Genomic DNA, 12,564 nt, shown 5'->3' on the forward strand with positions numbered 1-12,564 from the left:
CGGTGCGTACCGGGCTGCCCACATGCGCCGTGCCCTCGGTGCGTACCTGGCCGTCCACACGTGCCGTGCCCTCGGTGCGTACCTGGCCGCCCACACGTGCCGGGCCGCCGGCACCGCCGGTCGCGGGCAGCCGGGCGCGGCCGAAGATGTCGGCAGCCTGCGCCTCCAGCAGATCGGCGTCGCGGCGGAGCTGGTCGGCGGTGCGTGCCAGGGCCGCGGCGACGCCGGGACCGAGTGCCTCGACGAGGGCGGGCAGCGCCCGTTCGCGCACCGCGGCGCGGCGCAGCGGGGTGCCGTCGGCGGCACGCCAGGGCCCGTCGGTGGTGTTGGTGGGGTCGTGGTGGACGTCGAGGCCGAGCGCGTCGCACACCGCCTCGGTCTGGCTGCGCCGCAGCCCGAGCAGGGGGCGGCGCCACAGCCCCCGCGCGGGCGCCATGCCGGCGAGCGACCGGGCGCCCGAGCCGCGCGCGAGTCCGAGCAGGACGGTCTCGGCCTGGTCGTCGAGCGTGTGCCCGAGCAGGACGGCGTCGGCCGCGAAGGCCGTCGCGGCCGCCTCGAGCGCGCCGTACCGCGCCGTGCGGGCGGACCCCTCCGGCCCGCCGTCGGGCGGGATCATCACCGGAACCACCGTGACCGGGTCGAGGCCCAGGTCGCGGCACTGCCGCGCAGCCCGCTCGGCGACGGCGTCCGAGCCGGGCTGGAGACGGTGGTCGATGACCACGCCGCCGGCGAGCCACCCGGCACGGGGGGCGACGAACGCCGTCGCCGCCGCCAGGGCGAGGGAGTCGGCGCCGCCGGAGCATGCGACGAGCACGTGCGCGCCGGGGGGCAGGTCGGCGAGGGCGTGGCGCACCGCGGTCCGGGCGGCGGCGACGTCGGCGTGCGGCCCGGCCATCGGGCGGATCAGCCGTGCACGCGGCGCACCCAGGCCTCCGGGTCCGCCACCTCGGCGGCCGTGGGCAGGTGCTCCGGCGAGGTCCACACGGCGTTCAGGCCACGGTGGCCCACCCGGGCGACGACGGCGCGCACGAACTTCGCACCGTTGCGGTACTGGGCGATCTTGGCGTCCATGCCGAGCAGGCGTCGCAGGAGGATGTCGGGCGTGGACGTGCCGTCGCGGCGCTTCTCGAACGACGCTCGGATCCGGCGGACCGAGGGCAGGCGGGCGGGGCCGACGGCGTCCATGACCACGTCGGCGTGGCCCTCCAGCAGGCTCATCACGGCGACGATCTCGGCCATGGCCGCCTTCTCGGGCTCGCTGAGGAAGGCGTCGACGAGCGGCCCGCCGACGCCGGCGTCGGTCGCGACGGCGGGCTCGTGGCCGAGCACGGAGCCGAAGGTCTCGATCACGGCGCGCAGGGCACGTCGGAGGCGGTCGCTGCCCTGCTCGGTGGCGGAGACGCCCGCAAGCAGGTCGCGCATGCGCCCCGCGAGGTGCGGGGCCAGCCAGGGGGCGGCCGCGAACTGCAGGGAGTGGGTCTGCTCGTGCAGGCACACCCACAGCCGGAAGTCCATGGCGTCGAGGTCGAGCTCCCGCTCGATCTTGAGCACGTTGGGGGCCACGAGCAGCAGCCGCCCCCGGGGCGCGCCGTCGTCGTCCGTGGGGGGATCGAGATCGGTGAAGGGGTCGAACTGGCCGAGGATCCGGGGCGAGAGGAGGGCGAGCATGACGCCCATCTCCTCCCCCGCCAGCCGGACGGAGCCGGGCAGCTTGGACGTGGGCAGCAGCCCGTCGGTGAGGCGGGCGAACATCTCGACGTTGGCCTGTGCCCAGCGGGGCCGGTCGACGACGAACACCGGCACGCGGGCGGCGGCGGTCGCGGCGTCGTGCAGGCCGGTGATCTCGCCGACGTGCGTGGGCGCCTCGGCCGCGGCGGACCGGAGAACGCCGGTCAGCGCCCGCAGCTCCGCCCGGGAACCGTGCGGACCGGGGCGCGAGAGGGATCTGGCGCGGCGGACCGCCACCTGCCAGTCGACGGCGCTGCTCATGCGTCCAACCTAACCTCTCACGCGCACCCGCAGGTGACGACCGACTCCGTCCACGCATCGATCGCGAGCCTGGCCTGGAGCGCGGTGCCGGTCTCGAGACCGTCGGACTCCACGGAGAAGGCGAGGAGCCGCCCGCCGGTGTCGACGAGGATGCCGGTCAGGCTGACGGCGTTGATGAGGGTGCCGGTCTTGGCCCGCACCCGCCCGGCGGCCTCCTCGGTGAGTCGGTCATCGAGCGTGCCGTCGAGGCCGCCGACCGGGAGGGCGGGCACGAGGCCGCGCAGCGAGTCGGTGTCCATGGCGGTCAGGAGCACGTCCACGAGGACGGCGGGCGGGATGCGGCTGCTCGCACTGAGCCCGGACCCGTCGGCCAGACGCACGCCGGTCATGTCCACGCCCAGGTCGCTCAGCCGGCGCCGGACGGCCGAGGTGGCACCGGCCAGGTCCGGCGTGGCGCCACGGGCCACGGCGACGAGGCGGGCCAGCACCTCGGACGTGGAGTTGTCCGAGCGCTTGAGCATGTCGCGCACGATCTCCCCGACCGGGGCCGAGGTCACCTCGCCGAGCACCTCCGCGTCGGCGGTCGCGGTGGTGCGGCTGACCTCACCGGTGACCTCGACGCCGTGCGCGGCGAGGGCGCTCGCGAAGCGGCGTGCGGCGTCGAGCGCCGGGTCCGCCGCGTACTCGCCGTCCACCAGACCGGTGTCGACGGCGAGGGCCTGGACAGGCATGACGTACCGCCGGTCGGCACCGGTGACGTCCGGGGCGTACGCCGGGCCGGCGAAGAGGGAGTCGTCCAGCGCGACCCGCACGGGCCCGGTGCCCGCGAGCGCGGCAGCGGCCTGCGCGGCGAGGACCGCGCGCCCGGCGCGGCCGCGCACGGCCGCGGGATCGCCCTCCCCCACGGCGAGCAGGGCATCGCCACCGCCGACGAGGACGACGGTGCCGGACCCGCCCCGCACGGCGGTGGTGGTCAGGACGTGCTCGGCGCCGAGGGCGTCGAGGACGGCGGCCGCGGTGAGGATCTTCAGCGAGGAGGCCGGCAGCCGGGGCGTGTCCCCGTCTGAGTCGAGCAGGATCTCCCCGGTGAGCGCATCGGCGACCACGACGCCGACGGCGCCGGTCAGCCGGTGGTCGGCGCGCAGGGCAGCGGTGAGCTCGGCCAGCGCGTCGGCCGTCGGCACGGGCGCGGCGGCGTCGGGGCCGGCGACGGTGGGGGCGACCAGCGTCCCATCGGGCAGGTCGAGGGCCGGGAACGGCAACGGGTCCGGCACGGGCGGCTTCGTGGTGAGCACCCCGGGGGCGACGTCGACGGCGTCCGCGACGCCGTATCCACCGAGCACGAGAACTGCGGCGACGACGGCGCCGAGCGTGCGTCCTCGAGCCACGTGCGGGCCTCCTCCTCGATGTTCACCGGGCGGCCCCCGCCCGCGAGTGCCCTCGTGTACGTCACACTAGTGCGCAGGAGCGTCGGTTCCGTGCCGGCCGCGAACGAGAGAGTCCCCACGCGTGCCGCGGACGGCCGGTGGGGCGGAGAAAGGGAAACCGTGGAGTTCGACGTCACGATCGAGATCCCCAAAGGGAACCGCAACAAGTACGAGGTGGATCACGAGACGGGCCGGATCCGCCTCGACCGGATGCTGTTCACGTCCACCCGTTACCCGGACGACTACGGCTTCATCGAGGGCACGCTGGGGGAGGACGGGGACCCTCTCGACGCGCTCGTGCTGCTGGAGGAGCCCACGTTCCCGGGTTGCCTGATCCGCTGCCGCGCACTCGGCATGTTCCGCATGCGCGACGAGGCGGGCGGTGATGACAAGGTGCTGTGCGTCCCGGCCGGGGACCAGCGGGCGTCATGGCGCACGGAGATCGACGACGTGAGCGAGTTCCACCGCCTGGAGATCCAGCACTTCTTCGAGGTGTACAAGGACCTCGAGCCCGGCAAGTCCGTCGAGGGGGCGCACTGGACCGGCCGCGAGGAGGCCGAGCAGGAGATCCGCAACTCCTACCAGCGCGCCAAGGACAACGGATACCACGAGCACCACGGCGCCGGCGCCCACGCCTGAGGCGTCGCCTCCGCTGCCGGCACCGGTCGGCGGGGCGAGAGCCCCACGCACGAGAGCCCACGAGAGCCCACGAGGGTGACCTCGTGGGCTCTCGTGCGTCGTCCGCCCGCCCACCGGTCCCGGCCGAGCGGTGCCCGACCTCGTCAGACGACGCGGCCGTAGCCGAGCAGGTTCGTGTAGTACATGGGGACCTCCTCGACCGTCTTGCCGGTGCTCGGGGCTTGCACGCGCATGCCGCCGCCGGTGTAGATCGCGACGTGGTAGATCCCCGACGCCGAGCCGTTGTTCGAGTAGAAGACCAGGTCGCCCACCTGCAGCTCAGCCGCGCTGATCCGCGCGGTGGCGTGGTACTGGTCGCGGCTGGTGCGCGGCAGGTAGAGGCCTGCCTGCGCGAACGCCGCCTTCGTCAGGCCCGAACAGTCGTAGCCCGCGGGGCTCATCCCGCCCCACTTGTACGGGGTGCCGATGACGCTGCGCGCCCACGCGATCGCGGTACTCACGCCGCCGGAGACCGGGGGGGCGGACGGGGCGGGTGGGGGAGGCGGCGGCGTCGCTGCCGGGGGAGGCGTGGTCGCCGCGGGTGCCGGCGCGGGTGCCGGCGCGGGCGCCGGGGTCGACGCGGGCGCCGGGGTCGACGCGGCGGGCGGGGTCGTCGCCGCAGGTGCCGGGGTCGACGAGGCGGGCGGCGGGGTCGACGACGGCGTGGCGACCTGCGCGGCGGTGCGCGGCGCGGCCGTCTCCTGGCGGGCCAGCCGCTCGGCGTCGAGCGCGTCCTGCCGCTCACGCTCGACCTCCGCGGCGGTGCGCTGCGCGGCGGCCTCCTGGCGGGCCAGGCGCTCGGCGTCGAGCGTGTCCTGGCGCTCACGCTCGAGCTCGACGGTCGTGTTGCGCTGCGCGGCGAGCTGCCCGATGAGCTGGTCGCGCCGCTCCGTGGAGAGCACGAGCTGGGTCTGGGCGGCAGACGCGCTCGACTCGGCAGCCCTGCTCGCCTGCGCGAGCTCCTCCGTGGCGGCGACCTGGCCGGCCACGGCCTCGTCGGCCCGGCGCTGCAGCGTGGCGGCGACCTGCTCGACGGCGTCGAAGCGCTGGACCTGCGCGTCGCTGCTGGAACCGAGGCGGTTCAGGGTCGTCGTGCGGGCCATGGCGTCGCCGAAGCTCTCGGCGGAGAAGTAGGGGGCCACCGACGACAGGCCCACGCTGCCGTCCCGGTAGAGCGCGAGGGCGACCTGGGCGAGCTCGCCCCGGGCGATCTCCAGCTCGGCCGCGGCGGCGTCCGCGGCGGCCTGCGCCTCCTGCGCGGCGGCGGTCGCCGCGTCGAGGTCGACCTGGGATCGCAGGTACTCCTCGGTCGCGATCTGCGCCTGCAGCGTGGCCTCGCTCGACTGGGCCGCGACCTGCGCGAGCTCGATCTCCAGCGCCGCGGCGGCGGACGACGTCGAGGACTCGGCGGAGCGCGCGGCGGCGACGTCGTCCTGGGGAGCCGCGACGGCGCCGCTGCCCAGCAGCACGCCGCCCGCGGCCAGTAGCGCGATCGTGACCATCGAACGACCACCGCGCCGAGCTACGTCCTTCACCGTGCCTCCGTCTGAACTGTTGTCGCGGCCTGGTTCGACACCCGCCCAGCACCTCCGGCGAGGTTATCGGAACGAGATCGAAAAGAAAACACCTGCCCCTCTGGCAACTTCAGTCACACCGGTCACAAGTCGTCCGCCTGGCCGTGCCATCCGGTGCGCCGACGTCCGCGTCTCATGGCGTGATACGCCTCTGGTCAAGCGTGAGACGGCTCCCTAGAGTCAGCCGCATGTTCTTCCGAATGTGTCGCTGACGCGCACGTTCGGCATGCCCTGAAGGCGGCGTTGACGCCGTCGGTCCCGCGGACCGGGCACCGGATCTCCCTACGGACGTGCACGTCACTGCCAGCCCCCGCGGGCTGACGGAACCGGCACGACGCCGCTCGTCGGCCCGCTCCCACGAGCGAGGAGCCCCTCTCATGAGCAACGACACCACCGACACCCAGGCCGGCTGGTCCTTCGAGACCAAGCAGGTGCACGCCGGACAGGTCCCCGATCCCGCCACCGGCGCCCGGGCCCTGCCGATCTACCAGACCACGTCCTTCGTCTTCGCGGACGCCGCCCAGGCCGCCGGCCGCTTCGCCCTCGCCGAGCCGGGCCACATCTACACACGGATCAACAACCCCACCCAGGACGCGGTCGAGGCCCGGGTGGCGGCCCTCGAGGGCGGCATCGCCGGGCTGCTGCTCGCGTCCGGACAGGCGGCCACCACCCTGACGATCCTCAACATCGCCGAGTCCGGCGACACCGTCGTCGCCAGCCCGAACCTCTACGGCGGCACCCACAACCTCCTCGAGCACACGCTGCGCAAGTACGGCATCACCACCAACTGGGTGGCGGACCCGGACGACCCGGAGTCCTGGCGGGCCGCGGCGGACGAGCACACCAAGCTGTTCTACGGCGAGACGATCGCCAACCCGAAGTCCGCGGTCCTGGACATCGAGGGCGTCGCCGCCGTCGCTCACGAGATCGGTGTACCCCTCGTCGTCGACAACACGATCGCGACGCCGTACCTCATCCGCCCGCTCGAGCACGGCGCGGACATCGTCGTGCACTCCGCGACGAAGTACCTCGGCGGCCACGGCACCTCCATCGCCGGCGTCATCGTCGACGGCGGCACGTTCGACTGGTCCGCCCGGCCGGAACGGTTCCCCAACTACAACACCCCCGACCCGAGCTACAACGGGCTCGTCTACAAGGACCTCGGTGCCCCGGCGTTCATCCTCAAGGCGCGGGTCCAGCTCCTGCGTGACCTCGGCCCGGCGGTGTCCCCGTTCAATGCCTTCCTCGTGGGTCAGGGCATCGAGACGCTGTCGCTGCGGATGGAGCGGCACGTGGCGAACGCGCAGCAGGTGGCCGAGTTCCTCGAGGCGCAGGAGCAGGTGACGAGCGTCCTCTACCCGGGGCTGCCGTCCTCGCCGTGGTACGACCGGGCCCGCACGTACGCACCGAAGGGGGCCGGCGCGGTGCTCGCGTTCGAGCTCGCCGGCGGGTACGCGGCGGGACTGGCGTTCGTCGACGCCCTGACGCTGCACTCCAACGTGGCCAACATCGGCGACGTACGCTCGCTCGTCATCCACCCGGCGTCGACGACCCACTCCCAGCTCGGCCCCGAGCAGCTCGAGGCCGCCGGGGTCAGCGCCGGGCTGGTGCGCCTGGCGGTGGGCATCGAGCACATCGACGACATCCTGGCCGACCTCGAGCGTGGGCTCGCGGCCGCCGCGTCCCTGACCGCCGAGCCGGCCGTATTGCAGGGCTGACCATGACCGGGACCCACGTCACCGCCGCGGGGGCGCCGAGCCACCGCCACGTCCGCCACCACGTCGACCCGGCCACCATCCCGGCCACCGGCGCGTGGCGCGACGGTGACGCCCCGGGTCCACGCCGGTTCGCCGACCTCGGCGCGCTGCCGCTGGAGGCGGGCGGCCGGCTGCCGCACGTGCGCCTGGCGTACGAGACGTGGGGAGAGCTCAACGAGGCCGGCGACAACGCCGTTCTCGTCCTGCACGCGCTCACCGGCGACTCCCACGTCGTCCGGCACGACGCCGGCGAGCCGGACGGCTGGTGGTCCCAGGTCGTGGGTCCCGGTCGGGCGATCGACACGGACCGGTACTTCGTCGTCGCGCCCAACGTGCTCGGCGGGTGCCAGGGCTCGACCGGGCCCTCCTCCCCCGCACCCGACGGCACGCCGTGGGGCTCCCGCTTCCCGCTGCTGACGGTCCGGGACCAGGTGGCGGCCGAGATCGAGCTGGCCGACCGGCTCGGCATCGGTCGCTGGGCGCTCGTCGTCGGGGCGTCGATGGGTGGGCACCGCGTGCTCGAGTGGGCGGTGACGGCACCAGAGCGCGTGGCCGCCGTCGCCGTCGTCGCCTCGACGGCGCAGACCAGCGCCGAGCAGGTGGCGTGGGCGCACACCCAGCTCGCGGCGATCCAGCTCGACCCGGCCTGGCGGGGCGGCGACTACTACGACGCCGCTCCCGGCCACGGCCCGCACGCGGGGCTGGGCCTGGCACGGCAGATCGCCCACACGACGTACCGCTCCCCGGTCGAGCTCGACGAGCGGTTCGGGCGGCTGCCGCAGCATGCCGAGGAGCCGCTCGCGGGCGGGCGCTACGCCGTGCAGTCCTACCTGGACCACCACGCGGGCAAACTCGCGGTCCGGTTCGACGCCAACAGCTACCTGACGCTGACGCAGTCGATGATCACGCACGACCTGGGGCGTGACCGCGGCGGGGTGGAGGCGGCGCTGGCGCAGGTCACCGCCGAGACCCTGGTGGTCGCCGTCGACTCGGACCGGCTGTTCTTCCCCGCGGAGTCCGAGCGCATCGCCGCGGCCGTGCCGAACGCCGGCCCGGTCGCCTACGTCCGTTCACCCTACGGCCATGACGGCTTCCTCATCGAGCACGACCAGGTCGCGGCGCTGCTCGGACGGTTCCTGCGCGCGGTGGCACCGGCACGGCGGGTCTAGCCACCAAGGGTCGGCACAGCCTCAGGAGCGGCCGGAGCGCGGCGTCGATCCCCACGCTCCCGGGCTTCACCTTGGCATGATGGTCCCATGGCACGAATGCGCGACGGCGTGGCTCAGACGGACGCCCGGCGCGCCGACCAGGCCGGTCGCCCCGGTGAGCCGGTTGCGGGCGCGCCGCACGCCGCGACGCGGCCCGAGGGGTCGTCGGGGACGACCGAGGGGGCGTCGGGCGCGGCGGAGACGACCGTCTTCCCTCCGGCCCCGCCGGCCGGTCGGTGGTCCCCCGACGTCCTCGGCGCCGGGTTCGAGGCGCGCACCCTCCCCCTCAACGACGACGACGAGGGCGAGGTCGTCGCCACGCTCGTACGGCACGTGCCGGCGGACGACCCCGGCGCCCTGCCTGGCACGCCCTCGAGCCCGACGTTCACGGTGCTGTACCTGCACGGCTGGAACGACTACTTCTACCAGCCCGAGCTGGCCCGCCGACTCAGCGCGCTGGGCGCCGCCTTCTACGCACTGGACCTGCGCAAGTACGGCAGGTCGCTGCGCACGCACCAGACCCGCGGCTATGTCGAGGCGCTGTCCACCTACGACGAGGACATCCACGCCGCCCTCCAGACGCTCCGCCAGGAGCGGGGCGTCGGAACGGACCTCGTCCTGGTGGGGCACTCGACCGGCGGACTCACGGCGGCCTTGTGGGCGCACCGGCACCCGGGGGCGCTGCGGGCGCTCATCCTGAACTCCCCGTGGTTGGAGCTGCAGGGGTCGGCGCTGCTGCGCGCCCTCACGCAGCCGATCGTGTCCCGGATCGCGCGTCTCCAGCCCCGGGCGGTCATCCCCACCACCGATTTCGGCTTCTACCAGCGGACCCTGCTGGGGTGGACCGACGCCGACGGCCCGGTGCCCGCCGGCTGGGAGGACGACCCGTTCGTCACCGGCTGGAACCCGGACCCGGCCTGGCGGCTGTCTCCGAGCGTGCCGGTGCGGCCGGGCTGGCTCTCGGCGGTCCTCGCCGGTCACGCCCAGGTGGCGGCCGGCCTGGAGATCAGCTGCCCCGTACTGGTGATGAGCTCCGGGCGTACGGTCATCGGCCCGAAGTGGTCCCCGCTCATGCGTGAGAGCGACACGGTGCTCGACGTCGAGCAGATCCGCAGGCGCGCGCTCCAGCTCGGGCCGCTGGTCACTGTCGCCAGGTTCGACGGCGCCATCCACGACGTCGTGCTGTCCTCCCGATCGGTGCGCGAGCGGGTGTACGCAGAGATCGCCCGCTGGGCGCGCGCCTACGTGCAGCGCTGACCGGTTCCCCGCCGGTCACCGGCCGGTCACCCGCCCCCCCCTCGCCGAACCGCCCGCGTGCCGAACCGCCCTCCTCGCCGAACAGGTCCTTAAGTACCAAAAAGTGCCGAGTTCTGCACATTAGGACCTGTTCGGCAGCGTGGTGGTACGTCGGCTGGGTGGTGCGGCGGCGTCGGGGGGGGCGTGGGGGTATGTGGCGTGGGGGTATGTGGCGTGGGGGTATGTGGCGTGGGGGTGTGCGGCGTGGGGGTATGTGGCGTGGGGGTGTGCGGCGTGGGGCGGATCAGGCGCGGCGGTGGCCGTGCCCGTCGGCGCGGCGGTCGGAGCGCCCGGCGACGGCGAGCAGCTCGGCGCGGGCATCCGCCAGGGAGGGCCCGCTCTCGCCGAAGCGCCACACGCGCCAGCCGTCGGCGTCGGGGCGGCCGGAGACCGCCGCGGCCGCTGCGTCCGGGTCCCGATGAGCGGTGCCGTCCGCCAGGCGCAGAGTGCCGTCGACAGTGAGCGTCGCCTCATGGCGGATACCCTTGCGCAGCTGCGCCCACAACAACGGGGTGTCCGCGCCGAGCGACGCGGCGATCATCGCGATGTCGTCACGGGCAGGGGTGATCGCCGGCGCGAGGTCGGGACCCGTTGCTGCGAGCTGGTCGTCCGCCGCGGGCTCGGCGACCTCCGCCGGTCCGGCAGCCGGCGACGAACCGGCGGTCGGTACCGGCGTGGTCGGCGCGCTGGCCTCGGCCACCTGGTCCGCCGGCGCCGCCACGTCGGACCCAGCCACCTGGTCCGCCGGCGCCGCCACGTCGGACCCAGCCACCTGGTCCGCCGGCGCCGCCGCATCGGCCACGGTCTCGTCCATGGTGCTCGCCGGGCTCACGGTCGTCTCGCCCTCGAGCGCGCGGCGGTCCGCCGAGGCGGTGAGCACGGTGCCGAGCGGGGCCACGAACTGCGGGCGCACCTCGTTGACCTCCAGGAAGCGACGACCGCTGGTCATCTGCCGCAGCGACATCTCGTGCACCAGCACCCCGGAGGTGGCGAGCGACTCCAGTGCGGGGCGCGCCTCCGCCTCCACCGTCGCCGCGACGATGATCAGCCGGGGGCCCGGGGCCGGCCGCGGCGGCATCGACTCGCGGAAAGCGTTCCAGTCACGCCGGAAGGCACCGAGGCCGCGAGGATAGAGCTCGCCGAGCTGGGTCCAGCCGAGGTCGGAGTTGCGGGCCGAGAGCGAGAGCGCGTTGACGAGCGTCGCGGAGTCGAGTCGGTCGAGGACGGCCACGGTGACGGTCTGCCCGGCGGCGTCCATCGCGACCATCCGCGACGTGGTGGGCTCGCCGGGCCGGAGCGCCCCGGGGTGTTGGCCCTCGCCGTGCCACGACACCGGGAACAGCGGTCGCTGGACCACCTGGAGGATCTGGTCGCGCACCGCCTGGAGGATCGCAGGCTCGATCAGCTCGGTGACGGGCCGGCCGAACTGGGCCGGGACGAGGCGCCCCTCGTCGAACTCGAAGAACGGCATTCGCAGTAGACCTGACTGTCTCGCGGGCGGGCGACGGGATCTGGTCCCATCATGTCACGGCGCGGTAGGCGCCCCAGCGGCCATCCCCCCGCTGTCCAGACGTCGCCAGCCTACCCGCCCGAGGTGAGGAGCTCGGCGAGGTGGACGCCGTGGCGGCCCGCGAGCTGCTCGGCCTGGGTGCGGCACGAGAAGCCGTCGGCGAGGTACACCGCCTCGGGGCCCGCCGCACGCAGCGCGGGCAGCAGGGAGTTCTCGGCGACGGCCACGGACGTCTCGTAGTGACCGGCCTCCATGCCGAAGTTCCCGGCGAGCCCGCAACACCCGGACAGGCGCGTGACGGTGGCACCGGCCCGGGCCAGGAGCGCGGCGTCGGCCTCCCAGCCCATCACGGAGTAGTGGTGGCAGTGCGGCTGGGCGACGACCTCGACCCCCTCCAGCGAACGGGGCTGCCACTGCGCGCCGGGCCCGAGCGGGGCGGGGGCGGTGAGCAGCTCGGCGAGCGTGTGGGTGCCCGCCGCCAGCATGGGGGCGCGGGGGTCGTCGGGCAGCAGGTCGACCATGTCCGAACGCAGGGTCGCCACACAACTCGGCTCCACACCCACCACCGGGATGCCGTTGGCCGCATAGGGCGCCAGGACGCCGAGCAGGTCGCTCAGGCGCTTCCGGGCGCCGTCGAGCTGGCCGGTGGAGATCCACGTCAGGCCGCAGCACGCCGGGTCGGTGGGCACGATCACCGTGTAGCCGGCATCCTCGAGCAGATCGACGGCGGCCCGCGCACCGGCGGGGTCCATCGTCTCCGAGAACGAGTCCGCCCACAGCACGACGAACCGGGCCCCGGTCACGGCACCCGGCGACCCCTCCGCCGCATCCCGCATGTCCGACCCCACGCCCGGCGACTTGATGACCGGGGCACGTCCGTGCGTGATTGGGACAGCCGCATCCCGCATGTCCGACCCCACGCCCGGCGACCCCTTCGCCGCATCCCGCATGTCCGACCCCGCACCCGGCGACGCGGTCGGCGATGTGGTCGCCGTGCCTGCCGCGGCGCCCGGCCGCGGCGCGGTCGTGGCCGCGCGCCGTCGCCACCAGGCCGAGAACGTCTGCTCGGTGAACGTGACCATCTCCCGGCGCGGGTCCATCCCACCGAGCTTGAGCACGCTCCGG

The 12,564-nt window shown here is 74.4% G+C and carries 11 protein-coding genes; 5 read left to right on the forward strand and 6 right to left on the reverse strand.

Annotation, left to right across the window (positions count from 1 at the left end; genetic code table 11):
• The 3 genes from tilS to dacB form a co-directional block, all read right to left on the reverse strand.
• Window positions 1-895, reverse strand: an 895-nt coding sequence (tilS, locus tag ACYC1Z_RS11195; protein WP_461409608.1) for a tRNA lysidine(34) synthetase TilS, incomplete at its 3' end; no start/stop codon positions are given.
• Window positions 896-903: 8 nt separating this feature from the next.
• Window positions 904-1,989, reverse strand: a complete 1,086-nt coding sequence (locus tag ACYC1Z_RS11200) for a zinc-dependent metalloprotease (protein WP_461409609.1) — start codon at window positions 1,987-1,989, stop codon at window positions 904-906.
• A gap of 17 nt (window positions 1,990-2,006) precedes the next feature.
• Window positions 2,007-3,377, reverse strand: a complete 1,371-nt coding sequence (gene dacB, locus ACYC1Z_RS11205; RefSeq protein ID WP_461409610.1) for a D-alanyl-D-alanine carboxypeptidase/D-alanyl-D-alanine endopeptidase — start codon at window positions 3,375-3,377, stop codon at window positions 2,007-2,009.
• A 159-nt stretch (window positions 3,378-3,536) separates the two neighbouring features.
• On the opposite strand from dacB, the gene ACYC1Z_RS11210 reads away from it, so the two are divergent.
• On the forward strand, window positions 3,537-4,055 hold the full coding sequence (locus ACYC1Z_RS11210) for an inorganic diphosphatase (RefSeq protein ID WP_461409611.1): 519 nt from the start codon (window positions 3,537-3,539) through the stop codon (window positions 4,053-4,055).
• A 143-nt stretch (window positions 4,056-4,198) separates the two neighbouring features.
• Here ACYC1Z_RS11210 and ACYC1Z_RS11215 read toward each other — a convergent pair whose 3' ends face one another.
• Window positions 4,199-5,596, reverse strand: a complete 1,398-nt coding sequence (locus ACYC1Z_RS11215; RefSeq protein WP_461409612.1) for a C40 family peptidase — start codon at window positions 5,594-5,596, stop codon at window positions 4,199-4,201.
• Window positions 5,597-6,045: 449 nt separating this feature from the next.
• Here ACYC1Z_RS11215 and ACYC1Z_RS11220 point away from each other — a divergent pair, with 449 nt between their 5' ends.
• The 3 genes from ACYC1Z_RS11220 (at window position 6,046) to ACYC1Z_RS11230 (ending at window position 9,890) form a co-directional block, all read left to right on the forward strand.
• On the forward strand, window positions 6,046-7,386 hold the full coding sequence (locus tag ACYC1Z_RS11220) for a bifunctional o-acetylhomoserine/o-acetylserine sulfhydrylase (protein ID WP_461409613.1): 1,341 nt from the start codon (window positions 6,046-6,048) through the stop codon (window positions 7,384-7,386).
• A gap of 2 nt (window positions 7,387-7,388) precedes the next feature.
• Entirely contained in the window at window positions 7,389-8,594 is a 1,206-nt protein-coding gene (gene metX / locus ACYC1Z_RS11225; protein WP_461409614.1) for a homoserine O-acetyltransferase MetX, read from the forward strand.
• A gap of 87 nt (window positions 8,595-8,681) precedes the next feature.
• Window positions 8,682-9,890 carry an alpha/beta hydrolase gene (locus ACYC1Z_RS11230; RefSeq protein WP_461409615.1) on the forward strand — a complete coding sequence of 403 codons (1,209 nt, stop codon included), beginning with the start codon at window positions 8,682-8,684 and terminating at the stop codon, window positions 9,888-9,890.
• 283 nt (window positions 9,891-10,173) lie between these two features.
• On the opposite strand, the gene ACYC1Z_RS11235 is transcribed toward ACYC1Z_RS11230, so the two are convergent.
• Both ACYC1Z_RS11235 and ACYC1Z_RS11240 read right to left on the reverse strand, forming a co-directional pair.
• Window positions 10,174-11,400: a restriction system modified-DNA reader domain-containing protein gene (locus tag ACYC1Z_RS11235; RefSeq protein ID WP_461409616.1), complete on the reverse strand. Its 1,227-nt coding sequence runs from the start codon at window positions 11,398-11,400 to the stop codon at window positions 10,174-10,176.
• 110 nt (window positions 11,401-11,510) lie between these two features.
• Entirely contained in the window at window positions 11,511-12,275 is a 765-nt protein-coding gene (locus ACYC1Z_RS11240) for a (Fe-S)-binding protein (RefSeq protein ID WP_461409617.1), read from the reverse strand.
• 70 nt (window positions 12,276-12,345) lie between these two features.
• Between ACYC1Z_RS11240 and ACYC1Z_RS11245 the strand changes: the two genes are divergently transcribed.
• The coding region (locus ACYC1Z_RS11245) for a hypothetical protein (RefSeq protein WP_461409618.1) at window positions 12,346-12,564 on the forward strand (219 nt) is incomplete at its 3' end.

Source organism: Georgenia sp. (assembly GCF_054605595.1).

What these genes read in the sequence shown, in the direction of transcription:
- ACYC1Z_RS11215 (WP_461409612.1), bottom strand. Translation starts at nt 5,596, where the DNA reads ATGGTCACGATCGCGCTACTGGCCGCGGGCGGCGTGCTGCTGGGCAGC.
- ACYC1Z_RS11235 (WP_461409616.1), bottom strand. Translation starts at nt 11,400, where the DNA reads ATGCCGTTCTTCGAGTTCGACGAGGGGCGCCTCGTCCCGGCCCAGTTC.
- ACYC1Z_RS11200 (WP_461409609.1), bottom strand. Translation starts at nt 1,989, where the DNA reads ATGAGCAGCGCCGTCGACTGGCAGGTGGCGGTCCGCCGCGCCAGATCC.
- ACYC1Z_RS11240 (WP_461409617.1), bottom strand. Translation starts at nt 12,275, where the DNA reads ATGCGGGATGCGGCGGAGGGGTCGCCGGGTGCCGTGACCGGGGCCCGG.
- ACYC1Z_RS11230 (WP_461409615.1), top strand. Translation starts at nt 8,682, where the DNA reads ATGGCACGAATGCGCGACGGCGTGGCTCAGACGGACGCCCGGCGCGCC.
- metX (WP_461409614.1), top strand. Translation starts at nt 7,389, where the DNA reads ATGACCGGGACCCACGTCACCGCCGCGGGGGCGCCGAGCCACCGCCAC.
- ACYC1Z_RS11220 (WP_461409613.1), top strand. Translation starts at nt 6,046, where the DNA reads ATGAGCAACGACACCACCGACACCCAGGCCGGCTGGTCCTTCGAGACC.